Genomic DNA, 26758 nt, shown 5'->3' with positions numbered 1-26758 from the left:
ACTGCGGTGACCGTTCCTGAAGGTCAATAAACTTCCGTGTAATACCTCGCCAATCCCGCTCAGGTAGTGATCTGTGTCGAATAGACTTTCCGAGTGTGCCTCAGTTGGCGACCGTAGTTCTTCTCTGTTCGTGCCGTCACTCGACCGGCCCTCGACCAGTAATTACGGTGGGTGTCGATCACGTTCGCAGGCGCCGGCGGGAAAATGGGCGTGATCATGTGATCACGCAGAGCAACCGTGAAGTAGGCGATCACCTCGGGCTGCCCCTAGCCTCGGCTTATCCGGATCCACCGGGACAAGGACACGGACGCCACGGGCGTCCGTCTTCCATGGGGAGAGCCGATGGCAGGCCTGTGGCGCACCCTGCGTGCACGACTGATGACGCCGGACATCGTCGAGACGACGATGAGCCGGCGGGGATTCCACGTCAAGGACGAACCCACCCGCCGCAGGCTGGAGTCGGTGGGCGCCAGCTTCCTCACCGGCTTCCGCGCGGCCGTCGAGGCCCGCGAGGACGCCGACATCAACCGCCTGGACCTGATCGAGCGGCAGTTCCGCGGGTTCGCCTACGAGGGCGCCGCCATGGGGTACGCCATCCTGGACGGTGTCGCGCCGGGCGGCGGCCGCACCGGCCGTTTCCTGACCGGCGCCGGAGCGCCGCACGTCTACATGGCGTACGTCGGGATCGGCTGGGCGTACGCCAAGCTGCCCAGGTGGCGCTGGCGGGCCGTCGTCGCGCCGGACCCGCTGCTGCGCTGGCTGGTGCTCGACGGACTCGGCTTCCACCGCGCCTACTTCGAGACCGACCGTTTCGTGCGCCGTCAGCAGGTCGCGCCGGTGGCGTGGCCACCGGACGTGCCCGGCGACTACGCGCGGCGCGCCATCGATCAGGGCATCGGGCGGGCCAGCTGGTTCGTCGCCGGCGCCGACCCCGACGTCGCCGCCGACCTGATCGGCCGCTTCGACGAGTCGCGCCACGGCGACCTGTGGAGCGGCATGGGCCTGGCCGCCACCTACGCCGGCGGCGCCGACTCCGACGACCTCAAGAAGCTGTACGTCCACGCCGCCCAGTACCGCCCGCAGCTCGCCCAGGGCTCCGCCTTCGCCGCGCAGGCGCGGCTGCGAGCCGGCCTGGTCACCGATCACACGCCCCTGGCCACCGAGATCTTCTGCGGTTGCACCCCGCAGGAGGCGGCCGCGATCACCGACGCCGAGCGCGACACCCTCGGGCCGGACGGGCCCGAGCCCGCGTACGAGGTCTGGCGTCAGCGGATCCAGGCCCACTTCGCCTGACCGCACAACCACATCGGGAGGGTGGACACCGTGGAGCGGATCACGACGGGGCCCCGCACGCTGCCCGGCGGTGCCCCCGCCGCGCGCTTCACCGCCTCGGTGCTCGTCCACGAACCGGGTCGGCTGCTGGTCACGACGACGACCCTGGGCCCGGGGGAGGACCCGTACCTCGACGACCCCGGGGGTGACGCGGCGCCGGTGTTCCCGCCCGCGTGCGCTCTCGAGGCCGTCGCGCAGGGATGGGCGGCGCTGACCGGGCACGACGGGCCTCCGGTGATCGAGGCGGTCGAGTTCGGTCAGCCGCTCGTGGTGCCCCGCGACCGCGTCGTCGAGCTGCGGCTGACCGCGGTGGCCGGCGCGCACCCCAGCACGGCGACGGTGACGCTGCGCAGCGCGTACCTCGGAGACGAGGTGGAGCACGTCCGCGCCCGGTTGCGGCACCGCGGCGCCGGCGGGGTGCGTGACCGGATGCCGGTCGTGTGGCACCCGGCGGCCACGGTGCCCGTCCCGACCGCGCTGCCGGTGCCCCCCGCGCGGCACCCCGAACAGCCACCGCTGGCGATCAACACGGCCCGCGAGGTGTACGACACGCTGGTCCGCCGCGACCGGAGGCTGCACCGCCTGCTGCGGTACCGCGACATCACCACGTCCGGCTGCGTCGCCGAACTCGCCGGGGCCAGCGCGATGTGGTGGTTCGGAGCCGCTCCGCCGGAACCACTGATCCTCGGCGACCCCGGCCTGCGCGACGCGCTGCTGCACGCCGTGCAGGCCTGGGCACCCGACGCGGTGCTGCAACCGCTGGGGGTGGACCGGATCTGGCTCGCCGGCGCCGGCCCGTACGAGCAGGTGACGCTGTACGCCCTCCGCCGGCAGCGCGACGGCGACGTGCACCGGTTCGACCTGGAAGCGGTGGCCGGTGGGCGGGTCGTCGAGCGCTGGACCGGGCTGCGGCTGCGGCTGGTGCCCGCAGGTCGCCCGCCCGGCCCGTGGCCGGCGCAGGTGTTCGGGCCGTACCTGCACCGCAGACTCCGCGAACTGGCCGGCTTCGACGCCGCCGCGGTGCTCGAGCCGGGCCTGCGCCGTGAACGGCGCCGCGAGCACACCGCGCTGGCCGTGTCCCGACTGCTCGGCGCGCGCACGACCGTGCGCTACCGCCCCGACGGGCGGCCCGAGCTGGGCGGCGGCCGGTGCGTGTCGGCGGCGCACGGCGGGACGTACACAATGGCGGTCGTCTCGGGCACGCCGGTCGGCTGCGACCTCGAACCCGTCGCGCGACGCGAACACGCCGAGTGGCGGCGGCTGCTCGGTGGGCACCTCGCCCTGGCCGACCTGATAGCCGCCGAGACCGGGGAGCCGCTGTCCACGGCGGCGACCCGGGTCTGGTCGGCACTGGAGTCGCTGCACAAGGTCGGTGTCACGGCGGTCACCCCGCTCACCTACGCCCGGCACACCCCGGACCGGTGGGTGTTGCTCACCGCCGGCCGGTGGCGGGTCGCCACCTGCGTGGTGGCGCTGCGCGGCGCGCCGGCGGAACTGTCCGTCGCGGTGGCGTCGGCCGGCTGATCCTCGCCCCCGGTGGCCGCGCGGTGCGCGGCGGCCCCGTCGCGTCCCGAGCCGGTCGCCCGCCACGTCCTCTCGCTTGCGTTCTTTGTGGACGCGGACAGCAAATCGCGAGATGTGTCCGTGCCGGTGCCCGGCCACCATTGGATTGCGTCACGACGGAGGAATGTCGCGGACGGTTTCCGGCGACCCGGACATTGCGCGGCCACAACCGTGCAACGCGTTTTCTGCCAATTCAAGAGATCGTCGGAGGTGATGCCCGTGCCCAGGGAAATCGAAACAGAGCAGGCGCGGACGATGTCGCTGGAAGCGTATGCCGACACGATTCTGCCCGGCGAGCGGCGCTGGCCGGGAGACCGGGCCGTCGCCGGTGTCTCACGCGGCGGCGGCGCCGTCGCCTCCGGCGCGCTGGAGGTCCTCCGCTCCGCCGAGGGTGGCATGGCCCCGGCGTTGGACATGCTGGCCGACGGCCTCAACGAGCACGCCCGCGCGTACGCCGCCGAGAGCGGTATCGAGCTGGACGCCGACGTCCCGCCGTTCGTCTCGCTGTACTACCCGGACCGGGTGCTGCTGGTGCAGCGGCTGACCGACCGTGCCAACCCGGAGTGCGACGCCTGGATCAGCCTCGCCATGTTCTGCACCATCGCCTTCGACGCGGGGTCGCACACCAGCACCGTCGACGCGCTCGCCGCCGGACACGTCGGCCTGACCACGATGGGCTTCCGAGCACCGGACAGCGACGGGCTGTGGCGGTTCGACACCTACAGCTACGGCCGGCAGCTGGCCCGACCGCACCCCGACACGACCCCCTCCGGGAGCCCTTCATGACGAGTTCCGAGAGCACCGACGTCCTCGTGATCGGCAGCGGCTTCGGCGGCGCGATCACCGCGTACCACCTCGCCGCGGGCGGCGCGCGGGTCGTCGTGCTGGAGCGCGGGCCGTGGCTGACCGGCGAGGACTTCCAGCACGACTTCAAGTTCGGCTCGTCGTCGACCCGGATCTTCGACTTCGTCATCGGCGACGGGATGAGCGTGCTCAGCGGCAACTGCGTCGGTGGTGGCAGCGTGGTCTACTTCGCCGCGATGCCCCGCGCGCCCCGCTTCGTCTTCGACCGCAAGGGCCGCTTCAACCGGCGGATGTGGCCGGCGGCGGTGTCCCGGGACACGCTCGAACCGTGGTACGACCGGGTGGCCGAGGCACTGCCCGTCACCCAGACCGCCTGGGACACCGTGCCGTTCTCCGGCGGGCTGTTCGGTGCGGCCTGCGACCACGCCGGACGGACCGCGAACGCGGTGCCGGCGGCGGTCGACACGTCCAGATGCACGAACTGCAACTGGATGATGTCCGGCTGCCGGTTCGACGCCAAGCGCTCGCTGCTGCTCAACTACCTGCCGGCCGCGCTGGCGCACGGCGCGCAGATCCGCCCGCTGCACGAGGTGCAGCACCTGTCCCGCACCGACGACGGCGGCTACCGGGTGCACTACACCGTCCTCGACGACGTCGACTACCGGGTCGAGGTGGGCGCCGGCACGATCGACGCGAAGATCGTCGTACTGGCCGCCGGTGCCGGGGCCACGCCGGTCATCCTCCAGCGCTCGGAACCGACCCTCGGCGCCATGCCGCACGCCGTCGGCCGGTACTTCTCCGGCAACGGCGAACGGCTCAACACCGCGATCTTCGACGAGGACCGCATCCGTGACGTGCTCGGCCTGAGCCGGCCCGACGGCGTGCCGTACGAGGCGTACCAGATCGGCAAGGGCCCCTGTGTGGCCACCTGGGACCGGCTCGACGGATCCCTGCCCGAGTACGAGCGGTACTCGCTGGAGCAGCTCTACTTCCCGCCGGGCTTCGGCACGATCCTCGCCCAGGTGCCCGACGCCGTCGGCCCGAGCTGGTTCGGCATCGAGAAGAAGGAGCTGCTGCGGCGCTGGCAGTCGTGGCTGACCGTCTTCACGATGAGCGAGGACGACAACGAGGGTGTCTTCGGTCCGCCGCCGTCCAGCGGCAACTCGATGCGCCTGTCGCAGCAGATGCTGGGCCGGGGCTCGTTGCGCTACGAGCCGACCGAGAACACCCTGCGCGGGTGGGCGCTGTCCGACGCCGAGGTGCGCGACATCCTGGAGCGCGACGGCCTGGCGCGGGTGATGCCGTGGACCAACGACGTGGTCGGGGCGTACACCGTGCACCCGCTGGCCTCCTGCCGGATCGGCGACGACCCGGCGACCTCGGCGCTCGACGACCGGCACGAGTTGCGGGACCACCCCGGCATCTTCGTCACCGACGGCTCCGCGGTGCCGGGCGGACTGACGGTGAACCCGGCGATGACGATCGCCGCGCTGGCCGAGCGGGCCGTGCCGGGCATCGTCGAGGCAGCCCGCGCACGCGGCGTGGACGTCCGCTACGGCGCGCCCGCGCCGGACGGGGCCACCAGCAGCCGCGACGCCGTGCTGCCGCTGGTGAGCGGAGCGCGGCGGCGGTGACCGGTCTGTACGCACGAGTGGCGCGGCGGCCCTCCCGGGGGCACGTGCGGCGGGTCACCCCGGTGCGGGTCGAGCGGGCGGACGGCCTGGTGGCCGCCGTTTACCAGCAGGTGGAGCGCGACTTCGGCATGCTCGCGCCGCCGGTCAGCCTGCACTCGCCCGCGCCGCAGGTGCTGGCCGCGTGCTGGATGACGCTGCGCGAGACGCTGGTCGCCGCCGGACGGGTGGACCGCGCCACCCGGGAGACGGTGGCGGCCGCGGTCTCGGCGGCCAACTCCTGCCCGTACTGCGTGGAGGTGCACTCGGCGACGCTCGCCGGCCTGGTCCGGCCGGCGAGCGACGCGCCCGCCGACACCCGGTTGGCGCGGGTCGCCGACTGGGCCCGGGCCGCGACGGACCGGACGTCGGCCCGGCACGCCGTGCCCCCGGTCGCCCGCGACGAGGCCGTCGAACTTCTCGGCGTCGCACTGGTCTTCCAGTACCTCAACCGGATGGTGAACATCTTCCTCGAACCCTCGCCGATTCCCGCCGGCGTGCCCGAGCCGATCCGTGGCGGCGTACGCCGGACCTTCGGTCGGTTGATGGCCCGAGGGGCGCGGGGCGACCGGCCGGCGGGCACCGCGCTGGAGCTGCTGCCGTCCGCGCCGCCCGCGCCGGACCTCGCCTGGGCCGCCGGCAACCCGATCCTGGCCGACGCGCTCGCCCGTGGCGCCGCGGCCGTCGACGCCGCCGGGCGCCGCTCGGTGCCGGAGTCGGTACGGGACCTGGTCGCCTCCCGGCTCGACGCCTGGGATGGCCGGCCGACGGGGCTCAGCCGGGCCTGGGTCGGCGACGCGGTGGGTGACCTGCCCGCCGCCGACCGCCCCGCCGGCCGGCTGGCGCTGCTCACCGCGTTCGCGGCCTACCAGGTCGACGACGAGGTGGTGACCGCCGTGCGTGCCGGCGGGGCGGACGATCGTGCCCTGATCGAGTTGACGGCCTGGGCCAGCATGGCGGCGGCACGCCGGGCGGCGGCCTGGGTGCCGCTCGATCCGGTCGTGCCACCGCGCCCGTCGTGACCCGTGCCCGCCGTCGGCAGCCCGCCGACGGCGGGCGTCCGTCCTGTCCGTCGCTGTCCGGGAGGAAAACATGTCCACCGTTCTGGGCTCGTTGCGCAAGCTCGCGCTGGCACCGGCGTTGAGTGAGGTCAGCTTCGCCCGCCGAGGCTTCCCCGGGCCGGCGTCGCCCGCCACCGCGCGGCTGGAGGCGATTCCCCGGGCCGTCGTGTGCGGCTTCGAGTGGGGCATCGACGCCCGCGACCTCACCGAGGTGCGCGACCGGGTCGAGCTGGTCGACGACGGCATGCGTGGCTTCGCGTACGAGGGCGTCACGATGGCCTTCACCGTGCTGGACGCGATGGGCGCCGGTCGCCGACGACGCACCCGTGAGCTGCTACTCGGCCCGGGTGCGCCACACCTCTTCCTGGCCTACATCGGGATCGGCTTCGCGATGGCGCGGCTGCCCCGACCGTTGTGGCGCAAGGTGGTGCCCGACCTGGAGCCGGGCCCGTTCCATCCGACGATGACCTGGTTGGCGGTGGACGGCTACGGCTTCGACCTGGCCTACTTCGACGTCGGCACGTGGGTTGACCAGCAGCGGGTGCCCGCGCCGTACGCCTGGCAGGGGAGCCCGGACTACTTCGGCCGTGCGGTGGACCAGGGGATCGGCCGGGCACTGTGGTTCATCCACGGCGCCCGGGTGGAGGACGTGGACGCCGCCGTGCGTCGCTTCGCCCCGCAACGGCAGGCGGACCTGTTCAGCGGTGTCGGGTTGGCCGCCACCTTCGCCGGTGGGTGCGGTGCGGACGACCTCGCGGCCCTGCGCCGCCGAGCCGGCCGGCACGCGCCGGAGCTGGCGCTGGGCAGTGTGTTCGCCATGCGGGCTCGGGTGCACGCGGGCTTCGTGCCCCCGCACTCGGCGGTGGCCGCCGCCGCGCTGACCGACCTGTCCGTGTCGGCTGCCGTCGCGCTGGCCGACGGCACCGCTCCGGGGGCCGACTCCGGAGGGCTGGTCCCGCCGTACGAGATTTGGCGCACGAACATCCGTCGGCATTTCGACAGGGCTGTTGTGGAGTAATTCCACATAGTCGTCGCGGTGATCTGGCGAGTCTTTATCGAAAACTGAGTCCCGTCCCTGGGACGCATTATCTAGATGTGTCATCAATTCGATGTACGACAATGCTCAGCAATTTTCGAGTAGCCCGGGTTCGGGCGTCCTGTGAGGATCTGCTGACACGTCCCCCGCAGGGCGGGCGGCAGCACCGAACCTCGTCCGGGTCGTCCCGGCCGCCGGACCGGTCGCCTGTCGACCGCCTCCGGTCGGGGCCGGGCCGGCCGGCGACACCGCAGGTGCCGGGCGCGGCCCGCGATCCGACCGGCCCGGGCCGGTACGCCACCGCGACGCGCGGTGGGTCGCTCCGACGAGTCCGTCACAAACGGGAGGTCTTGAGTTCATGTCAGCGACGTTTGGCTTGCTGCGCCGGCAGCTCGCCGGGTTCATCGGCCTCGCACTCGTGGTCGGGATGTTCTTCGCCGTCCGGTTGCCCAGCGCCTCCGCGGCGGAGCGGACAGGGCTGGCGTCCCGGTACGCGTTCGAGCCCATGGGAATCGCCCTGCCCTCCGGGGCTGTCCAGCAGTCCGTCCGGAAGGTCAACAAGGCCTACACCAACATCGACGCCTGGATCTCCTCCGTAGGTGCCGGCATCGCCATGAACGACCTGGACGGCGACGGCCTGGCCAACGACCTCTGCGTCACCGATCCCCGCACCGACCAGAGCATCGTCACGCCGACACCGGGCAGGGGTGAGCAGCGGTACCAGCCGTTCGCGCTGGACCCCACGCCACTGCCGATCAGTCGGATCACCGCGCCGATGGGCTGCGCACCGGGTGACTTCAACGAGGACGGCCGGATGGACCTGCTGGTCTACTACTGGGGCCGTACGCCGATCCTCTTCCTCGCCCGGGGCGGGGCCCTCGCCCTCGGCAACACCGCCTTCCGTGCCGTCGAGCTGGTGCCCGGCGTCGGCGCCGGCGAGTACAGCGGACCACTGTGGAACACCAACGCGGTGGCGGTCGACGACTTCGACGGGGACGGCCACGTCGACATCTACATCGGCAACTACTTCCCGCACAGCCCGGTCCTCGACGACACGGTCGACGGCGGGGTGGAGATGAACGACTCGATGTCCAACGGCATCAACGGTGGCGAGGACTACGTGTTCCGGTGGACCGGCGGCGCCGCCGGCGCCGAGCCGACCGCCACCTTCCAGCGGGTCAACAACGTGATCCCCCGGGACGTCTCCAAGGGCTGGGCCCTCGGCGCGTCGGCCGCCGACATCGACGGCGACCTGCTGCCCGAGCTGTACCTGGCCCACGACTTCGGCCCGGACCGGCTGCTCTACAACCGCTCCACCCCCGGCAACATCGAGTTCGCCCTGGTCGACGGGGTTCGCGGCCCGACCGTCCCGAAGTCCAAGGTGCTCGGCAAGGACTCCTTCAAGGGGATGGGCGCCGACTTCGGTGACATCGACGGCGACGGGCTGTACGACCTGTTCGTCAGCAACATCACCACCCCGTTCGGCATCCACGAGAGCAACTACGCGTTCATCAACGCCGCGAAGAACCAGGGTGAGGTCAAGACCAGTTTCAGCGGCGGTGACGCTCCGTTCGACGACCGCAGCGCGGATCTGGGCCTGGCCTGGTCGGGCTGGGGTTGGGACGTCAAGATGGCCGACTTCGACAACGGCGGCCGGCTCGCCATCGCCCAGGCCACCGGCTTCGTCCGGGGTGAGGTCAACCGTTGGCCCCAGCTCCAGGAGCTGGCCACCACCAACGACACCCTGGTCCACAACCCGGCCTGGTGGCCGAACGTGCGCGCCGGCGACGACGTTGGCGGCAACCAGCGGCTGCACCTGTTCGTCCGGGGTGAGGACGGCCGGTACGTCAACATCGCGCCCGAGATCGGGCTGGACATCCCCGTACCCACCCGGGGGCTGGCCACCGGCGACTCCGACGGTGACGGCCGGCTCGACCTCGCCGTCGCCCGACAGTGGGCGGAGCCGATCTTCTACCGCAACACCAGTCCGACCGCGGGGGCCTTCCTCGGCCTGCGTCTGACCCACCAGTCCGCCGACCCGGCCGGCCGCGGCTCGCCCGCCGTCGGCGCCCAGGTCGCCGTCACCACGCCCGACGGCCGCACGCTGGTCTCCAAGGTGGACGGTGGCGGCGGGCACTCCGGCAAGCGCAGCAACGAGGTGCACATCGGGCTGGGCGCCAACGTCACCGGCCCGGTGAAGGTCAGCCTCTGTTGGCGCGACCGCACCGGACAGATTCGCAAGCAGGACCTTCAGCTGACCCCGGGTTGGCACGACGTGCAGCTCGGCTCGCAGGCCAACGAGAGGTAACGGACATGGCCGAGACCACGACCAACCCCATCCGGCACGACGCCAAGATCACGACTGCTCTACGGCGTTTCGCCATGTCGATCACGATCTTCAACATCGTCGGTTACACCTACCTCGGCTTCGAGCAGCCCTGGCTGTGGCCCTTCATCGCACTCGCCACCGGGTACACCGTCGAGATCGTGCTCGAGGCCATCGGCGCCCGGGCCGAGGGTCGCGCCCCGCGCTTCCTCGGCGGCGGCAAGCGCGGGTTCATGGAGTTCCTCCTCCCCGCGCACATCACCTCGCTGGCCGTGAACATGCTGACCTACGTCAACGACCGGGTCTGGGTGATGATGTTCGGGGTCACCGTCGCGATCGCCGCGAAGTGGATCCTGCGGGCACCCGTCCGGGGCCGGCTGCGGCACTACATGAACCCGTCCAACTTCGGTATCGCGGTCATCCTGATCCTGTTCCCCTGGGCCAGCATCGCCCCGCCGTACCACTTCACCGAGCACACCACCGCGATCGGCGACTGGCTGATCCCGGCGATCATCATCACCGCCGGGACCATGCTCAACGCGAAGCTCACCAACCGGATGTGGCTGATCCTCGGCTGGCTGTCCGCGTTCGCACTGCAGGCCGTGGTACGCGGGCTCATCCTCGACACCGCCATCCTGGGCGCCCTGGGCATGATGACCAGCGTGGCGTTCGTGCTGTTCACGAACTACATGATCACCGATCCGGGCACCAGCCCGTCCAGCCCCGCCTCGCAGGTCGCCTTCGGTGCCGGCGTGGCCACCGTCTACGGGCTGATCACCGGCGCGGGCATCGCGTACGGGCTCTTCTTCGCCACCGCCACGGTCTGCCTCATCCGCGGCCTGTACCTGTGGGCCCTGCACATCTCCAACAAGGTCCGCTTGCAGCGGGAGGCCGCCGACGGCGGGGGCACCGCGGGCGGCCTGCCCGCCTCGATCTCCACCGGCACCGGGCCCCTCGTCGCCGCGGAGCCGAACTCGCACAAGGAGGCGGTACCGGCATGAGCAGGATCGCCGTCGTCGGCCTGGCGTGCCGATATCCCGACGCCGCGTCCCCCGGGGAACTGTGGGAGAACGCGGTCACCGGACGGCGGGCCTTCCGCCGCCTGCCGGACGAGCGGATGCGACTGGCCGACTACTGGGACGCCGACCGCAGCGCCCCGGACCGGTTCTACGCCCGCAACGCCGCCGTCATCGAAGGGTACGAGTTCGACCGGGTGAAGTTCCGCATCGCCGGCAGCACGTACCGGTCCACCGACCTCACCCACTGGCTGGCCCTGGACGTGGCCGCCTCCGCCCTCGGTGACGCCGGCTTCCCGATGGGGGAGGACCTGCCCCGCGAGCGGACCGGCGTGGTGGTGGGCAACACCCTCACCGGTGAGTTCGCCCGCGCCAACGTGCTGCGGCTGCGCTGGCCGTACGTCCGGCGGACCGTCGGCGCGGCCCTGCGCGAGCAGGGCTGGGACGACGACCAGCTCGCCGACTTCCTCGGCACCCTGGAGGGCCGCTACAAGGCGCCGTTCCCGGAGATCGACGAGGACACCCTGGCCGGCGGCCTGTCCAACACCATCGCCGGTCGGATCTGCAACTACTTCGACCTCAAGGGCGGCGGCTACACCGTCGACGGCGCCTGCTCCTCCTCGCTGCTGTCGGTGCTGACCGCCTGCCGAGGCCTGGCCGACGGCGAACTGGACGTCGCCGTCGCGGGCGGGGTCGACCTGTCGATCGACCCGTTCGAGATCATCGGCTTCGCCAAGACCGGCGCGCTGGCCCGCGGCGAGATGAAGGTCTACGACCGGGGCTCGAACGGCTTCTGGCCGGGCGAGGGCTGCGGCATGGTCGTCCTGATGCGACACGAGGACGCGGTGGCGCAGGGCCGACGGATCTACGCGTCGATCGCCGGCTGGGGCGTGTCCTCCGACGGCAAGGGCGGCATCACCCGCCCGGAGGAGGACGGCTACCGGCTGGCGTTGCGCCGGGCGTACGAGCGTGCCGGCTTCGGCATCGAGACCGTCGCCCTGTTCGAGGGGCACGGCACCGGCACCGAGGTGGGCGACGCCACGGAACTGCGGGCGTTGACGGCAGCCCGCCGGGCCGCCGGCGCCAACGGCACACCGGCCGCGATCAGCTCGATCAAGGCGATGATCGGGCACACCAAGGCCGCCGCCGGCGTCGCCGGCCTGCTGAAGGCCGTCCTCGCGGTGCATCACCAGGTGCTGCCGCCGGCCGTCGGGTGCGAGGACCCACACGACGTGCTCACCTCGGCCGACGCGACGCTGCGGGTGCTCCCCGCCGCCGAGCCGTGGCCGGCCGACGCGCCGCTGCGCGCCGGGATCACCGCCATGGGGTTCGGTGGGATCAACACCCACCTGGTCCTGCAGGGCGAGGACAACGCCCGCCGCTCCCCGGACGCCCGGACCCGCACGATGGCATCCCGGACGCAGAACGTGGAACTGCTCGCGCTGGACGCCGACACCCCGGCCGAGCTGGCCGAGCGGATCGGCACCCTCGCCGCGCAGGTGATCAGGCTCTCCTACGCGCAACTCGGTGACCTGGCCGCCGGCCTCTACCGGGAGCTGGGCGACCGGCCGTACCGGGCCGCCGTGGTGGCCCGCTCGCCGGAGGACGCCGAACGCCAGCTGCTCAGGGTGCACGCCGCCCTGCAGGCCGGGGAGACCCGGCTGTACGCCGTGGACGGACGGGCCTTCCTCGGCCATGCCCGGGGCACCGCCCGGGTCGGCTTCCTCTTTCCCGGGCAGGGCACCGGTCGTGGACGGCCGGCGCAGGCGCTGCGGCGCCGGTTCACCCAGGCCGACCGGATCGTCACCGAGGCGGCGCTGCCCACCGGTGACGTGGTGGCCACCGAGGTCGCCCAGCCCCGCATCGTCACCGGGTCGGTGGCCGGGCTCAGCGTGCTCTCCGCGCTCGGCATCGAGGCCGACGTGGCGGTCGGGCACAGCCTCGGTGAACTCACCGCTCTGCACTGGGCCGGGGTGATGGACCTGGCGTCGGTGCTGCGGATGGCCGCCACGCGGGGCCGGACCATGGCCGAGCACGGCCGGCCCGACGGGACGATGGCCGGGATTCCGGCCGACCCGGAGACCGTACGCCGACTTCTCGGCGAGGACCCGGTGGTCATCGGCGGCTACAACAGCCAGCGGCAGACCGTCGTCTCCGGTCCGGTCGACGCGGTCGAGCGGGTGCTGGAGCGCGCCGAGGCGGCCGGTGTCGCCGGAAAGCGACTGCGGGTCTCGCACGCCTTCCACTCGCCGCTGGTCGCCGAGGCGGCCGAGGCGTTCGGCGGGTACCTCGCCGGTGAGCGCTTCAACCCGCCGAACCGGCAGGTGATCTCCACCGTGACCGGCGCCGAACTGCCGCCGGACACCGACGTCGCCGCCCTGCTGCGTAACCAGATTACCGATCCGGTGCTGTTCACGCAGGCCGTCGCGCTGGCGGCGAAGGAGGTGGATCTGCTCGTCGAGGTCGGGCCCGGACGCATCCTGTCCGACCTGGCCCGCGGCGACGTGTCGGTGCCGACGGTGGCGTTCGACACCGACGACGAGACGGTCGCCAGCGTGCTGCGGGTGGCCGCGGCGACGTACGTCGTCGGGGCCGCTCGGGTGCACCCGCAGCTCTTCGACGGCCGGCTGATCCGACCGTTGAAGGACACCGAGGAGTTCACCTTCTTCACCAGCCCCTGCGAGACGGTGCCCGAGGTGACGCTGCCCGAGTCGCAGCAGCGGGCCGTCGAGGCCGCCCCGGCGGCCGGTGACGCGCCCACCGGTGAGTCGGCGGCGATGACGCTGCGCCAGCTCGTGGCCGAGCGGGCCGAGCTGCCGCTGGACATGGTCCGCGAGGACAGCCGACTCCTCGACGACCTGCACCTCAGCTCGATCACGGTCAGCCAGGTGGTCAACCAGGCCGCGGAACGCCTCGGCGTACCCCCGTCCCGGCTGCCCACCAACGTCGCCACCGCGACCGTGCGGGAGGTCGCCGAGGCGCTGGACACCCTGATCGGCACCGGCCTGATGGAGGACCTGGCGCAGCCGGTGTCCGTGGCCGGCGTGGACACCTTCATCCGGGCCTTCGCGGTCGACCTGGCCGAGACACCCGCGCCGACCCCCGGTCCGGCCGAGCCGGCCGGGACGTGGCAGCTGTTCGGCGGGCACACCGACCCGCGCGCCGAGCAGGTCCGCCAGGCGCTGGCCACCGGCGGCGTGGGCGGTGGCGTCCTGGTGTGGCTGCCGGCCGACTGCACCGCGGAGCAGCTCAATACGGCTCTGCAGGGGGCACAGGCGGTCCTGGCCGACGGGGCGGGCGACCGCTTCGTCGTGGTGCAGCACGGCCTCGGTGCCAGCGGCCTGGCTCGCACCCTGCGGCTGGAGGCACCCCGGATCCGGACCACGGTGGTGCAGCTGCCGGCGGGGCTCGACGCCGCCGAGCGGGTGCTGGCCGAGGTCGCGGCGACCGAGGGCTACCGAGAGGTCCACTACGACCCTTCGGGCGTACGTCGGGAGCAGGTCCTGCGGGCCCTGCCGATCGCTCCGGCCCGCACCGACGCCCCGCTCACCGAGGGTGACGTGCTGCTGGTCACCGGCGGCGGCAAGGGCATCACCGCCGAGTGCGCGCTCGCCCTCGCCGTCGACGCCAGAGCCAAGCTGGCGGTCCTGGGCCGCTCCGACCTCGCCGGCGACGCGGAGCTGTCGGCCAACCTGGAACGCTTCGCCGCCGCCGGCGTCGAGGCCGCGTACTTCCAGGCCGACGTGACCGATCCGCTCGCGGTCCAGGCCGCCGTGGACGAGGCCCAGCGTCAGCTCGGCCCGGTCACCGGTGTGCTGCACGGCGCCGGGCGCAACGAGCCGGCGGCGCTCACCTCGCTGACCATGGACGCCTTCCACGGTGCGCTGGCACCCAAGGTCGGCGGGCTCGCCGCCGTCCTGGACGCCATCGAGCCGGAGAGGCTGAAGCTGCTGGTCACCTTCGGCAGCATCATCGGCCGGGCCGGGTTGCGGGGCGAAGCGCACTACGCCACGGCCAACGACCGGCTCGCCGAGCAGACCCGCCGTTTCGCCGACGCCCACCCGAACTGCCGGTCCATCTGTTTGGAGTGGTCGGTCTGGTCGGGCGTCGGCATGGGGGAGCGGCTGTCCGTCGTCGAGTCGTTGACCCGCGACGGCATCACGCCGATCACCCCCGACGAGGGCGTGGCGATGCTGCGTCGACTGGTCACCGACCCGGACACCCCACCGGTGGTGGTGGCCAGCGGCCGGGCCGACGGTCTCGACACGCTGCGCTTCGAGGAGCCGGAGCTGCCCCTGCTGCGCTTCGTCGACCGGCCCCAGGTCCGCTACCACGGTGTGGAGCTGGTCACCGACGTCGAACTGACCGCCGGTAGCGACCTCTACCTGCCCGACCACCTCCTCGACGGCAACCTGCTGTTCCCGGCGGTCTTCGGCATGGAGGCGATGGCGCAGGCGGCCATGGCCGTCACCGGTCGCGACGAGACACCCGTCATCGAGCAGGCCCGCTTCGCCCGACCGATCGTGGTGCCGCCGCTGAGCAGCACCACCATCCGGATCGCGGCACTGGTCACCAGCGACGACACCGTACGGGCGGTGATCCGCGCCGCGGACACCGGGTTCGCCGCCGACCACTTCGAGGCGGTGCTGCGCTTCGTCGAGGCACCGGCGCCGGCCGGCCCGCCGGAGCAGGTCGCCGACGACCTGCCGCCGGTGCCGCTCGACCCGGCCCGGGACCTGTACGGCGGCACCCTCTTCCAGGGGGCGCGCTTCCAGCGGCTGCGCGGCTTCCACCGGGCCGCGGCCCGCGACGTCGACGCCGACGTGGCGGCCGTGCCCGACACGGACTGGTTCAGCGCGTACCTGCCGGGCACCCTGCTGCTCGGCGACCCGGGGGTCCGGGACGCGCTGATGCACGGCAACCAGGTCTGCGTTCCGGACGCCACGCTGCTGCCGGTGGCCATCGAGCGGCTGTACCCGGCCGGGCCACGGCTGGGCACCGAGGGGCCGCTGCGCTACTGCGCCACCGAGCGGGAGCGCGACGGTGACACCTACGTCTACGACATCGCGTTGCGAAACGGCACCGGCGAGGTCGTCGAGCGGTGGGAGGGTCTGCACCTGCGGGCCGTCCGCAAGAAGGACGGCCGGGGTCCGTGGGTGGCGCCGCTGCTCGGCTCCTACCTGGAGCGGACCCTGGGCGACCTGATCGGCGCCACCGTGGCGGTCGCCGTCGAACCGGACGGAACCGCCGACGACCCGGACGCCCTGGCGGTCGGTCGCGCCCTCGGGCACGCCGTGTCGCTGCGCCACGACGGCGACGGGCGTCCGGAGAAGGTCGGTGAGCGGTCGGTGGCGGTCAGCCACGGTGCCGGCCTCCGCCTCGCCGTGGCGGCCATCGCCCAGGTCGGCGCCGACGTGCGGCCGGTGCCGTCGCGGGCCGCGGACGAGTGGTCGGCGGTCCTGGGCCGGCACGCGACGCTGCTCGACCAGTTGGTCGACGGTCCCGGCGAGGACCGCGACAGCGCCGGCGCCCGGATCGAGGCGGTCCTGGCCTGCCTGGGTCAGATCGGCCTGCCGGAGCACGCGCCGGTGGCGCTGACCCCGGTACGACGCGACGGGTGGCTGGTCTTCGCCTCCGGTCCGGTGCGGGTGGCCACCCTCGCCACCACCGTGGGAGACGACGCCGTGCCGGTCATCCTGGCCGTCCTCACCGACGGCTGGTCGTGAGATGGAGGACTACTACGAGTACCGGCACACCGTGGGGTTCGAGGAGACCAACCTCGTCGGGAACGTCTACTACGTCAACTACCTGCGCTGGCAGGGGCGGTGCCGGGAGATGTTCCTGCACGACAAGGCGAACGACATCCTCGCCGACCTGCGCGGCGACCTGAAGCTGTTCACGTTGAGGGTGGACTGCGAGTTCTTCGCGGAGATCACCGCCTTCGACCAGTTGGCCATCCGGATGCGGTTGGTCGAGCTGACGCAGACGCAGATCGAATTCGGCTTCGACTACGTCCGGCTGCACCCTGACGACGAGGTGCTGGTCGCCCGTGGCCGTCAACGGGTGGCCTGTATGCGCGGGCCGAACAACCGCACCAGCCCTGCCCGGGTCCCGGAGTCGTTGGCCCGGGCCCTGGGGCCCTACCGGGCACGGGTGGCGTAGCGACACACGGGAGGTACACGTGAACGTCCAGTCAGAGTCCGCCGTCGAGCCGTCCGACCCCGTCCAGCTGCGCCGAGCGTTCGGCTCGTTCGCCACGGGCGTGACCGTGGTGACGGTGGGCGGCGATTGTCCACACGGGATGACGGCGAACTCGTTCACGTCGGTGTCCCTCGACCCGCCCCTGGTGCTGGTCTGCGTCGACCAGCAGGCGATCATGCACGGCAGTCTCCTGGAGCGCGGCCAGTTCGGGGTCTCCGTACTGGCCGCGCATCAGGAGCCGGTGGCCCGGCACTTCGCGAACCGGCGCCGCCCGCTGGGGGCCGCCCAGTTCGACGCGGTCGACTGGGTCGCCGGCCGGCTCACCGGCGCACCACTGATCACCGGGGCGCTGGCGCACTTCGAGTGCCAACTGTGGCGGTCCTACGAGGGTGGCGACCACACCATCTTCGTCGGGAGCCTCCTGTCGGTGCGCCGTGAGCCGCAGACCGACGGCGTGCTGTTCGTGCACGGCCGGTTCCGGCAGCTCAACCCGGACGGGGTCGACCTCGCCGACGGTGTGCCGGCGTGGCACGCCACGGCCCGGGGCGGGGTGACGGGATGACCACCACGCAGATCCGTCAGGTGCCGGTGGGTCCGACCGGGCCGGCGATGCTCCGGACGCTCTGGCAGCTCGGCCGGGACCGGCTGGGCCTCATGGGCACGGCGGCGAGCTACGGTGACGCCGTCCGGCTCGGGCCCAGCTTCAAGACGCTCTACTTCTTCAACCACCCCGACCACGCGAAGCACGTGCTGGCCGACAACAGCCAGAACTTCCACAAGGGGGTCGGGCTGGCCCAGGCCCGTCGGGCCCTCGGCGACGGCCTGCTCACCAGCGAGGGTGAGCTGTGGCGCAAGCAGCGCCGGGTGATCCAGCCGGCGTTCCAGGCCAAGCGGATCGCCGCGCAGGCCGGCGTGGTGGTCGAGGAGGCCGCCCGGTTGGTCGACCGGCTGCGCGAGCACCGCGACGGCGCCCCCGTCGACATCGTCCGGGAGATGACCGGGCTCACCCTCGGGGTGCTGGGCCGCACCCTGCTCGACAGCGACCTCAGCGGGCACAGCTCGGTGGGGCACAACTTCGAGATCATGCAGGACCAGGCCATGTTCGAGATGGTCACGATGGGTTCGGTGCCGACCTGGCTGCCGCTGCCGCACCAGTTGCGCTTCCGGCGCGCCCGCCGGGAGTTGCAGCGGATCGTCGACGCCCTCGTGGCCGAGCGGCGGGCCCGCGGCGAGGAGGGTGACGACGCGCTGACCAGGCTGATCGTCTCGACCCGGCAGGAGGCCGACCCACAGGTCGGCCGGCTGCGGATGCGCGACGAGTTGGTCACCCTGCTGCTGGCCGGGCACGAGACGACGGCCAGCACGCTGGGCTGGACCTTCCATCTGCTCGACCAGCACCCGCAGGTACGGGAACGGGTCCACGCCGAGGCGGTGGAGGTGCTCGGCGACCGGCTGCCCGTGTACGACGATCTCGCCCGGCTGCGGTTCATCGCCCAGGTGGTCAACGAGGCGATGCGGCTGTACCCGCCGGTGTGGATGCTCTCGCGCATCGCGCAGGGGCCGGACGAGATCGGCGGGTACCACGTGCCGGCCGGCGCGGACGTGCTGATCTGCCCGTACACCCTGCACCGCCATCCGGATTTCTGGGACGACCCGGAACGCTTTGACCCGGACCGGTTCGACCCGTCCCGCTTCGGGGGCCGGCCCCGGTACGCGTACGTGCCGTTCGGCGCGGGCCCCCGGTTCTGCGTCGGCAACAACCTCGGGCTGATGGAGGCCACCTTCGTGATCGCCATGGTCATCCGGGAGCTGCGGCTCACCGCCGATCCCGCGCACCGGATCGTCCCGGAGCCGATGCTGTCGCTGCGGATCCGGGGCGGCCTGCCGATGCGGGTCACCGCGGACGGCCCGTCGAGGAGGTACGTGTGACCGGCGCCGGGTTCGCTGAGGTCAAGCACGTGCCGGTCAACCAGGCGGTCCGGGACTATCTGGTCCGGTCCAGCTCGCCGCCGGACCCCGCGTTGAGCGGGCTGGTCGACTCGACCCGCGGGGTGGGCGAGGCGGCGGGGATGATGGTGCCGGTCGAGCAGGCCGCGCTGCTGACCATCCTCACCCGCCTCGTCGGGGCGCGTACGGCGGTGGACATCGGGACGTTCACCGGGCTGTCGGCGCTGGCCATCGCCCGCGGGCTCGCCCCGGGCGCGCGGGTGGTGACCTGCGACGTCACGGACCGGTGGATCGACATCGCCCGCGCCTCCTGGGAGCGGGCCGGGGTGGCCGACCGGATCGAGTTCCGGCTCGGCTCGGCGGCCCGCACGCTGCGGTCGATGGCCGCCGACACGGTCGTCGACCTGGTCTTCATCGACGCCGACAAGATGAACTACCCCACCTACTACGAGGCCGTGGTGCCGCTACTGCGCCCCGGCGGCCTGCTGCTGGCGGACAACGTCCTGCTCGACGGGTACGTCCTGGATCCGGAGCTGGCCGAGCCCGGCCTGCCTCGCCGCGCCGCGCAGACGTTGCGCGCGTTCAACGCGACGCTGGCCGCCGACGACCGCTTCGAGACGGTCATGCTGCCGATCGCGGACGGGCTCACCATCGCCCAGCGCCGCTGAACCCTCCGTACGCGACCCCGGGCCGGTGGGCCCGGGGTCGCGTCGTGGGGCGCCCGCCGGCGGCGCCGGATGATCGACCGGGAGGGCGGGACCGGGCACGACGAAGCGGACCCACCCGGAGGTGGGTCCGCGAGGTCCGATCTCGTGCCGGTCAGGCCGGGTTGGCCGCCTGCGCGTCCGCCGTCTGCCCGACGGCGGCCACGACCGCCGCCGTGAAGGTCGCCAGGTCCGGGTCCTCGAAGAGCAGCCCGACGTCCACCACCGCGCCGAGCTCGTCCTCGATGCGCGTGATGATGCGAACCGCCGAGATGGACTGTCCCTGCAATTCGAAGAATGTCGCGTCGGGTCGATCCTGCGGCATGTGCAGAACCTCGCGCCAGATCGCCTCGACACGCTTTTCGACCGCTGACTGACGCACGCCGTCCTGATCGATATCCGTCATTCGCAATGCTCCCTTCGTGGCGAGGTGCGGTACGCGTGGCCGGCTGGCCACACGCCGGGCTGCAGCAGGCACGGCGTACCGCGCATCCCATGATCGGTGCGGCCGGTGGGCGCGCGCATCCTTGCGATTGCGCGGCTGCGCACGCGGCCCGTGGCGGCGTCACCCCGGTCGGTCGACGCGGCGGAATCCCGTCCCGCAATCGGATGTGCTCGATTTTCGGGATCGCAATTGTTGAGAAGACCCGCCCATTGCCGCGTGCCACGATTCGACCGTGGCAATGAGCAGAGACACTGCGCTGGCCGGTACGTCCGAGACGGGTGCCGACCTCGTCGGCACGTCCTGGACGCAGGACGGCGTGTGGCTGCTGGAACGCCTCGCCCCGTACCGGGGGGTGCACCGGATCGTGCGCAGCTGGCAGATCGACGGACCGGTCGACGTGCCGGCGCTGCGCATCGCGTGGCGCGCGGTGTTGGATCGGCACGAGGTGCTGCGGACCCGACTGGCCGAGGTGGACGGCCGTCCGGTGCCGGTGGTCGCCGTCGATCCCGAGCGCGCCTTCGTCCACGTCGACCTGACCCACCTGGCCGACGTCGGCAACGAGCGCGCGGCCGACCGGGTCTGCGCCGCCGCGGCCGCCGCCCTGGAGCACGCCACCGATGGTCCACTGGCCCGTCTGACCCTGGTACGGACCGGCGCGGCCGCGTACCGGCTGGTGCTGGCGTTGCACCGCGCCGTGGCCGACGACCGGTCGGTCTCCATCCTCGTCGACGAGTTGTCGGTCTGCTACGCCGCCGTCGTGCGGCCCGCCGTCGCCGGTCCGGCGGCGCTGCCACCGGCGCCCCGCTACGCCGACTACATCCGGTGGCAGCGCGACCTGGTCGCCGGGCCGGCCGGCCGGCAGTTGCTGGACTGGTGGACCGACGCCCTCACCCCCGCGCCCCCGCCGGTGCCGCTGCCCGTCGACCACGACCCCGGCACCCGGCCGTCGGCCGCCGCCGGCGTGCACCCGTTCGACTGGGGCACCGGGTTGGCCGGCCGACTCGCCGCGTTCTGCCGGGCCCGACGGACCAGCCCGACGGTGGTCCTGCTGGCCGCGCTCCAGGCCGTCCTGCACCGGTACGGCGACGACGACCGGATCAGCGTGGTGCTGCCCGTTCCGGTGCTCCCGCCGGGGTTCACCGGTCTCGTCGGCCCCTGTGACAACCTGGTGGTGCTCTGCACCGACCTCGGCGGCGCCCCCACCTTCACCGAGGCGGTGGGCCGCGCCGCGGCCGTGGTCCGGGCCGCCACCGCACACCGCGACCTGCCGTTCGCGCGGCTGGTCGGGGAGCTGCCCGTTGAGCGGGACCGGGGCCGGGTGCCGTTCTGCGACGTCGTGCTGGCCGTTCCCGGGCCGGAGGCCGACCTGCGGCTGGCCGGTGCCGGGACACACCTGGCGGACGTCCTCGACGGCGGGCCGACCGTCGCGGATCTGGTGGTCACCGTCCGCCGTACCTGGCCGACGGTGTCCGGCACCCTGACCTACCGGGGGGACCGGTTCGAGGCGGTCTCGGCGGTGGGCGTGCTCGGGCAGGTCCGCACGCTGCTGTCGGCCGCGCTGGCGGCCCCGGACACGCGGGTGGACCGGCTGCCGCTGGACGAGCCGGCGGCGCTCGACCCGGTGCCGCAGACCCGGGACGCCGAACCCCCACCGGTGTACGAGAGCGTCACCCGGCACGCCGGTCGGATGCCGCAGGCGATCGCGGTGGCCGGGGGAAACGACCGCTGGACGTACGACGAGCTGGAGCGCCGGTCGGCGGCCCTGGCCGCGTACCTGAGCACGTTGCCCGTCGACGGCGCACCGGTCGCGGTCCGGATGGAGCCCGGCCCGTGGCAGCTCGCCGCGTCGCTGGGCGTCCTGCGCGCCGGCGGCCACCTGGTGTGGTTCGGCGCCGGCGACGCGGGCGAGCGGGGCCGGGCGGTGCTCGCCGAGCTGCGCCCGGCCTGCCTGCTACGGGTCGGCGAAGACCCGGCCGACGAACTGACCCGCTGGTTCCGCGACGACCTCGACGGCCGGGTGATCGACGTGACCGCGCCCGGGCCGGCACCGGGCGGGGCGAGCGTGCCGGCGGTGCACGACCCGGGCTCCCGGACCGCCTACATCGCCTATACCTCGGGCTCGACCGGACGGCCCAAGGGCATCGCCCAGACCCACCGCGCGCTCGCCCAGTTCGTCGGGTGGATGGCCGAGACGCTGGAGTTGGCCCCCGGCGCCCGCGTGGCCCAGTGGGTCACCCCCGAGCACGACCCGAGCATCTGCGAGGTGTTCGCCACGCTGGTCGGCGGCGGCACCCTGCACCCGGTGCCGGACCGGATCCGCGTGCACCCCGAGAAGCTGGCCGACTGGCTGGTGCGGGAGCGGATCACCTTCCTGCAGACCGTTCCGAGCTTCGCCCGGGAGCTGCTGGCCGTCATCGCGGCCCGGGAGCCGGCCGACCGGCCCACCGGCCTGTCCCGGCTGGTGCTCATGGGCGAGGCACTGTCGGGTCCGCTCGTCGACGGGTTCCGCCGGGCACTGCCGGACACCCGGCTGGCCAACATCTACGGCCCGACCGAGACGATCGCGGCCACCTGGCACGACATCACCGGCCCGGTGCCGGGGACCGTGCCGATCGGACGTCCCATCCCCGGACGGCAGGTCCTGGTCCTCGACGAGGCGGGCCGGCCCTGCCCGACCGGGGTCACCGGCGAGATCGTGGTGCGCAGCCGGCACGTCTGCGACGGCTACGTCGGCGGTGGCGGCACCGGGTCCGCCTTCCAGGCCCCCGCCGGCCACCCGGACGACGGGACGGGCCTGCGGTGGTACCACACCGGTGACCTCGCGCGGCGGCGGTGGGACGGCCTGCTGGAGTTCCGCGGGCGCCGCGACCAGCAGGTCAAGCTCCTCGGAACCCGGGTCGAGCTGACCGACGTCGAGGCGGCGCTGGTCGCGCACGACGGGGTGGCGGAGTGCGTCGTGGTGCCGGTGACCGACCGGGACGGCCTGGTGGTCCGGCTCGCCGCGTACGTCGTACCGCGTCGCGGTCCCGACGGCGGCCCGCTCTCCGGGGCGGGTGAGTGGCGGACGCACCTGCGCCGGCGGTTCGGCACGGCGATGGTGCTCGTCTCCTTCGAGTCGATGCCCGGCCGGTTGCCCCGCACGGCGGCGGGCAAGGTGGACCGCCGCCGGCTGCCGGCACTCCGATCGGCGTCGGCCCGCCGCGCCCCGACCGGCCCGGTGGAGCAGGCGCTGGCCGAGGTCTGGTCGGCCCTGCTCGGTGGGGGACCCGTCGACGCCGAGTCGACGTTCTTCGCCGCCGGCGGGCACTCGCTGCTCGTCCCACCGCTCGTGGCACGGATCCGGCGACGCTTCGGCGTCACGGTGACGCTGCGGGACTGCTTTACCCACCACACGTTGGCCGGCATGGCCGCCCTGATCGAGGCGACCCGCACGGCACACGACCGTTCGATACCAGCGGATTCGGCAGACCTGAGGGCTGTCACGGACGCGATGGAGTGAGTGCATTGACGTTGGCCAAGACCGCGCAGGCAGTGGCAATCACGGGCGAGGACCTGGACATCTCCGGGGTACGACGGGTGGCAGAGGAGGGCGCACCCATCGAGGTGGCGTCGTCGTCGCTGGCCCGGGCGGGCAAGAGCCGGATGCTGTTCGAGGACATCGTGCGCCAGGACGTGCCGGTGTACGGGGTCACCACCGGCTACGGCGAGATGATCTACATGCTGGTCGACACGGCCAAGGAGGTGGAGCTGCAAACCAACCTGGTCCGCAGCCACGCCGCCGGGGTGGGTCCGTTGTTCGCCCAGGACGAGGCGCGGGCGGTGGTGACCGCCCGGCTCAACGCGCTGTCCAAGGGGCACTCCGCGGTCCGCCCGGAGCTGCTGGAACGGCTGGCGCTCTACCTGAACCTCGGCCTGACCCCGGCCATCCCGGAGATCGGCTCGCTGGGCGCGAGCGGTGACCTGGCCCCGCTGGCGCACATCGCCTGCACCGTGATCGGTGAGGGCTATCTGCTGCGCGACGGGCAGCGGGTGCCCACCGGCGAGGTGCTGCGCGAGCACGGCATCGAGCCGATGCGGCTGCGCTTCAAGGAGGGGCTGGCGCTGATCAACGGCACCTCGGCGATGACCGGCCTCGGCGCGCTCGTCGTGGGCCGGTCGATGGACCAGGTCCGGCAGGCCGAGATCGTCACCGCCCTGGTGATCGAGACGCTGCAGGGATCCACCAGCCCGTTCCTGGCCGAGGGGCACGACGTGGCCCGACCGCACCAGGGCCAGATCGACACCGCGGCGAACATGCGTTCCCTGATGCGCGGTAGCGCGCTCACCGTCGAGCACCGGCAGCTGCGCAGCCAGCTCCAGGAGGGCAAGCAGTCCGGTGTGGACGTCCAGCGCACCGACGTCTACATGCAGAAGGCGTACTCCCTGCGGGCCATCCCGCAGGTCCTCGGCGCGGTACGCGACACCCTGTACCACGCCACCAACAAGTTGAACATCGAGCTGAACTCGGCGAACGACAACCCGCTCTTCTTCGAGGGCCACGAGGTCTTCCACGGGGCGAACTTCCACGGTCAGCCGATCGCGTTCGCGATGGACTTCGTGACGATCGCGCTCACCCAGCTCGGTGTCCTCTCCGAGCGCCGGACCAACCGGCTGCTCAACCGGCACCTCAGCTACGGCCTGCCCGAGTTCCTGGTCACCGGCGACCCGGGTCTCAACAGCGGCTTCGCCGGCGCGCAGTACCCGGCCACGGCTCTGGTCGCCGAGAACCGCACGATCGGCGCGGCGAGCACCCAGAGCGTGCCGTCCAACGGCGACAACCAGGACGTGGTGAGCATGGGGCTGATCGCCGCCCGCAACGCTCGCCGGGTGCTCGCGAACAACCAGCACATCCTGGCCGTGGAGTTGCTCGCCGCGGCCCAGGCGGTGGACATCTCGAAGCGGCGCGCCGGGCTCAGTCCCGCGTCTGCGGCGGCGTACGAGTTCGTCCGCGGCATCGCGCCGACCCTGGACCGGGACCGCTTCATGTCCGACGAGATCGAGCAGGTCGCCGTCGCGCTGAGCCGGGGCGACCTGGTCGCCGCCGTCGCTCAGAGCGACATCGAGCTGCGGTGAGCGCCGGAACACGGCGGACGAGGGAGATCCGATGACCGACCGAGAGTACGACTACGACGTGGTGGTGGTCGGTGGTGGCCCGTGCGGCTCCACCATCTCCACCCTGGTGGCCATGCAGGGTCACCGTGTGCTGCTGCTGGAGAAGGAGCGGTTCCCGCGCTACCAGATCGGGGAGTCGCTGCTGCCGTCCACGGTGCACGGCATCTGCCGCATCCTCGGCGTCGAGGAGGACCTGCGCCGGGCCAACTTCATGCCCAAGCGGGGCGGCACGTTCCGGTGGGGCGCCAACCCCGAGCCGTGGACGTTCTCCTTCGGCCTCTCCTCGAAGTTCGCCGGCGACGCGGCCACCGCCTACCAGGTGGAGCGGATGCGCTTCGACCAGATCCTGCTGGACAACGCCCGGCGCAAGGGCGTCGAGGTCCGGGAGGAGACCTCGGTGGTCGACGTGCTCACCGACGCCGACACCGACCGGGTCGACGGTGTGCGCTACGCCGGCCCGGACGGGGTCCGCCGCGAGGTCCGCAGCCGGTACGTCGTCGACGCCTCCGGCAACAAGAGCCGGATCCACACCCGCGTCGGCGGCCAGCGGCGGTACTCCGAGTTCTTCCGCAACCTGGCCCTGTTCGGCTACTTCGAGGGGGGCAAGCGGATGCCGGCCCCGAACCGGGGCAACATCCTCGCCGTCGCCTTCGACGCCGGCTGGTTCTGGTACATCCCGCTGACCGAGGAGCTGACCAGCGTCGGCGTGGTGCTGATGCCCGAGGCGTTGGACCGCGCCCAGGGCGACCGGGAGAAGGCCCTGCTCGATCTGATCCAGCAGTGCCCGATGATCGCCGACTGCCTCTCCGACGCCCGCCGGGTCACCGAGGGGCCGTACGGCGAGATCCGGGTCCGCAAGGACTACTCGTACATCCAGGAGAAGTTCTGGCGGCCCGGGCTGGTCCTGGTCGGCGACGCCGCGTGCTTCATCGACCCGGTCTTCTCCTCCGGCGTGCACCTGGCCACCTACAGCGCCCTGCTGGCCGCCCGGTCGATCAACACGGCGCTGGCCGGCGGGGTCGACGAGTCGACCTGTTTCGAGGAGTTCGAGGTGCGCTACCGCCGCGAGTACGCGCGGTTCCACGACTTCCTGGTCGCCTTCTACGACATGCACCAGGACGAGAACTCGTACTTCTGGAAGGCGAAGAAGGTCACCAACAACACCACCGCCTCCGAGATGGAGTCGTTCGTGGAGTTGGTCGGCGGCGGCTCCTCCAACGAGGCCGCGCTCGTCTCGTCCGGCGCGTACACCGGGCAGCGGGGCGCCGCGTACCAGGAACTCGCCGAGCTGGTGGCGCAGCCGGTGGGCACGGCCGGGGAGGACCGCGATCTGCTGCGTTCCACCCTGGCCCGGTCGGTGTCCAAGGAGGGCACCCGGATCCAGGTGCAGGCCGAGCTCGGCGAGAGCACCGACGAGAACGTCCCGGTACGCCAAGGAGGGCTGGTGCCCTCCACCGACGGCCTGCACTGGTCGTCGCCGCCACCGCGGCCGGCCGGCTGAT

Annotated in this window: 17 protein-coding genes; 16 read left to right on the top strand and 1 reads right to left on the bottom strand. The window is 72.6% G+C overall.

Translation table 11 applies throughout. From position 1 onward, the window contains the following. The first annotated feature begins 342 nt into the window (after positions 1 to 342). From O7620_RS11635 to O7620_RS11575, 13 genes are all read left to right on the top strand, one after another. Positions 343 to 1293, top strand: coding sequence for a DUF1702 family protein (locus tag O7620_RS11635; RefSeq protein WP_278123048.1), 951 nt, complete (start codon positions 343 to 345; stop codon positions 1291 to 1293). A gap of 30 nt (positions 1294 to 1323) precedes the next feature. Then, positions 1324 to 2856, top strand: a complete 1533-nt coding sequence (locus tag O7620_RS11630) for a polyketide synthase dehydratase domain-containing protein (RefSeq protein WP_278123047.1) — start codon at positions 1324 to 1326, stop codon at positions 2854 to 2856. Positions 2857 to 3150: 294 nt separating this feature from the next. Beyond that, positions 3151 to 3681, top strand: a complete 531-nt coding sequence (locus O7620_RS11625; RefSeq protein WP_278123046.1) for a DUF5987 family protein — start codon at positions 3151 to 3153, stop codon at positions 3679 to 3681. Beyond that, positions 3678 to 5333, top strand: a complete 1656-nt coding sequence (locus O7620_RS11620) for a GMC family oxidoreductase (RefSeq protein ID WP_278123045.1) — start codon at positions 3678 to 3680, stop codon at positions 5331 to 5333. The genes O7620_RS11625 and O7620_RS11620 overlap by 4 nt, the downstream gene beginning before the upstream one ends. Then, positions 5330 to 6391: a carboxymuconolactone decarboxylase family protein gene (locus O7620_RS11615; protein WP_278123044.1), complete on the top strand. Its 1062-nt coding sequence runs from the start codon at positions 5330 to 5332 to the stop codon at positions 6389 to 6391. Before O7620_RS11620 ends, O7620_RS11615 begins: the two co-directional genes overlap by 4 nt. Positions 6392 to 6461: 70 nt before the next feature. After that, the gene (locus O7620_RS11610) at positions 6462 to 7448 is read left to right on the top strand and encodes a DUF1702 family protein (RefSeq protein ID WP_278123043.1); all 987 of its coding nucleotides are present in this window, start codon (positions 6462 to 6464) and stop codon (positions 7446 to 7448) included. Positions 7449 to 7824: 376 nt separating this feature from the next. Beyond that, on the top strand, positions 7825 to 9774 hold the full coding sequence (locus O7620_RS11605; RefSeq protein WP_278123042.1) for a CRTAC1 family protein: 1950 nt from the start codon (positions 7825 to 7827) through the stop codon (positions 9772 to 9774). 5 nt (positions 9775 to 9779) lie between these two features. Beyond that, a complete protein-coding gene (locus tag O7620_RS11600; RefSeq protein ID WP_151488429.1) occupies positions 9780 to 10793 on the top strand; it encodes an enediyne biosynthesis protein in 1014 nt (337 codons plus the stop codon). Next, a complete protein-coding gene (locus O7620_RS11595; RefSeq protein WP_278123041.1) occupies positions 10790 to 16534 on the top strand; it encodes a type I polyketide synthase in 5745 nt (1914 codons plus the stop codon). Before O7620_RS11600 ends, O7620_RS11595 begins: the two co-directional genes overlap by 4 nt. A gap of 1 nt (position 16535) precedes the next feature. Then, positions 16536 to 16970, top strand: coding sequence for an acyl-CoA thioesterase (locus O7620_RS11590; RefSeq protein WP_151488427.1), 435 nt, complete (start codon positions 16536 to 16538; stop codon positions 16968 to 16970). Between the two features lie 19 nt (positions 16971 to 16989). Continuing rightward, positions 16990 to 17571 carry a flavin reductase family protein gene (locus O7620_RS11585; protein WP_151488426.1) on the top strand — a complete coding sequence of 194 codons (582 nt, stop codon included), beginning with the start codon at positions 16990 to 16992 and terminating at the stop codon, positions 17569 to 17571. Then, positions 17568 to 18938 (top strand): cytochrome P450, encoded by a 1371-nt coding sequence (locus O7620_RS11580; protein WP_278123040.1) that lies wholly within the window; start codon positions 17568 to 17570, stop codon positions 18936 to 18938. Before O7620_RS11585 ends, O7620_RS11580 begins: the two co-directional genes overlap by 4 nt. After that, positions 18935 to 19624, top strand: a complete 690-nt coding sequence (locus O7620_RS11575) for a class I SAM-dependent methyltransferase (protein WP_151488424.1) — start codon at positions 18935 to 18937, stop codon at positions 19622 to 19624. The genes O7620_RS11580 and O7620_RS11575 overlap by 4 nt, the downstream gene beginning before the upstream one ends. A 151-nt stretch (positions 19625 to 19775) precedes the next feature. On the opposite strand, the gene O7620_RS11570 is transcribed toward O7620_RS11575, so the two are convergent. After that, positions 19776 to 20066, bottom strand: a complete 291-nt coding sequence (locus O7620_RS11570) for a phosphopantetheine-binding protein (RefSeq protein ID WP_151488423.1) — start codon at positions 20064 to 20066, stop codon at positions 19776 to 19778. A 277-nt stretch (positions 20067 to 20343) separates the two neighbouring features. Between O7620_RS11570 and O7620_RS11565 the strand changes: the two genes are divergently transcribed. Genes O7620_RS11565 through O7620_RS11555 form a run of 3 tightly spaced genes read left to right on the top strand, consistent with a single transcriptional unit; the run spans position 20344 to position 26757 of the window. Next, positions 20344 to 23604 (top strand): AMP-binding protein, encoded by a 3261-nt coding sequence (locus O7620_RS11565; RefSeq protein ID WP_278126960.1) that lies wholly within the window; start codon positions 20344 to 20346, stop codon positions 23602 to 23604. A gap of 5 nt (positions 23605 to 23609) precedes the next feature. Continuing rightward, the gene (gene cmdF / locus O7620_RS11560) at positions 23610 to 25217 is read left to right on the top strand and encodes a tyrosine 2,3-aminomutase (protein WP_278126958.1); all 1608 of its coding nucleotides are present in this window, start codon (positions 23610 to 23612) and stop codon (positions 25215 to 25217) included. Between the two features lie 31 nt (positions 25218 to 25248). Continuing rightward, positions 25249 to 26757 carry a tryptophan 7-halogenase gene (locus tag O7620_RS11555; RefSeq protein ID WP_278123039.1) on the top strand — a complete coding sequence of 503 codons (1509 nt, stop codon included), beginning with the start codon at positions 25249 to 25251 and terminating at the stop codon, positions 26755 to 26757. The last annotated feature ends 1 nt before the right edge of the window (position 26758 follow it).

Origin of the sequence: Micromonospora sp. WMMD710, assembly GCF_029626045.1 — a bacterium.
In the GTDB taxonomy this organism is placed as follows: Bacteria; Actinomycetota; Actinomycetes; order Mycobacteriales; family Micromonosporaceae; genus Micromonospora.
Note: the sequence above shows the minus strand (reverse complement) of the source record. Positions and strands in the feature narration are given on the sequence as shown.

What these genes read in the sequence shown, in the direction of transcription:
- O7620_RS11620 (WP_278123045.1), top strand. Translation starts at nt 3,678, where the DNA reads ATGACGAGTTCCGAGAGCACCGACGTCCTCGTGATCGGCAGCGGCTTC.
- O7620_RS11635 (WP_278123048.1), top strand. Translation starts at nt 343, where the DNA reads ATGGCAGGCCTGTGGCGCACCCTGCGTGCACGACTGATGACGCCGGAC.
- O7620_RS11580 (WP_278123040.1), top strand. Translation starts at nt 17,568, where the DNA reads ATGACCACCACGCAGATCCGTCAGGTGCCGGTGGGTCCGACCGGGCCG.
- O7620_RS11605 (WP_278123042.1), top strand. Translation starts at nt 7,825, where the DNA reads ATGTCAGCGACGTTTGGCTTGCTGCGCCGGCAGCTCGCCGGGTTCATC.
- O7620_RS11570 (WP_151488423.1), bottom strand. Translation starts at nt 20,066, where the DNA reads ATGACGGATATCGATCAGGACGGCGTGCGTCAGTCAGCGGTCGAAAAG.
- O7620_RS11600 (WP_151488429.1), top strand. Translation starts at nt 9,780, where the DNA reads ATGGCCGAGACCACGACCAACCCCATCCGGCACGACGCCAAGATCACG.
- O7620_RS11610 (WP_278123043.1), top strand. Translation starts at nt 6,462, where the DNA reads ATGTCCACCGTTCTGGGCTCGTTGCGCAAGCTCGCGCTGGCACCGGCG.
- O7620_RS11555 (WP_278123039.1), top strand. Translation starts at nt 25,249, where the DNA reads ATGACCGACCGAGAGTACGACTACGACGTGGTGGTGGTCGGTGGTGGC.
- O7620_RS11565 (WP_278126960.1), top strand. Translation starts at nt 20,344, where the DNA reads ATGAGCAGAGACACTGCGCTGGCCGGTACGTCCGAGACGGGTGCCGAC.
- O7620_RS11625 (WP_278123046.1), top strand. Translation starts at nt 3,151, where the DNA reads ATGTCGCTGGAAGCGTATGCCGACACGATTCTGCCCGGCGAGCGGCGC.
- O7620_RS11590 (WP_151488427.1), top strand. Translation starts at nt 16,536, where the DNA reads ATGGAGGACTACTACGAGTACCGGCACACCGTGGGGTTCGAGGAGACC.
- O7620_RS11595 (WP_278123041.1), top strand. Translation starts at nt 10,790, where the DNA reads ATGAGCAGGATCGCCGTCGTCGGCCTGGCGTGCCGATATCCCGACGCC.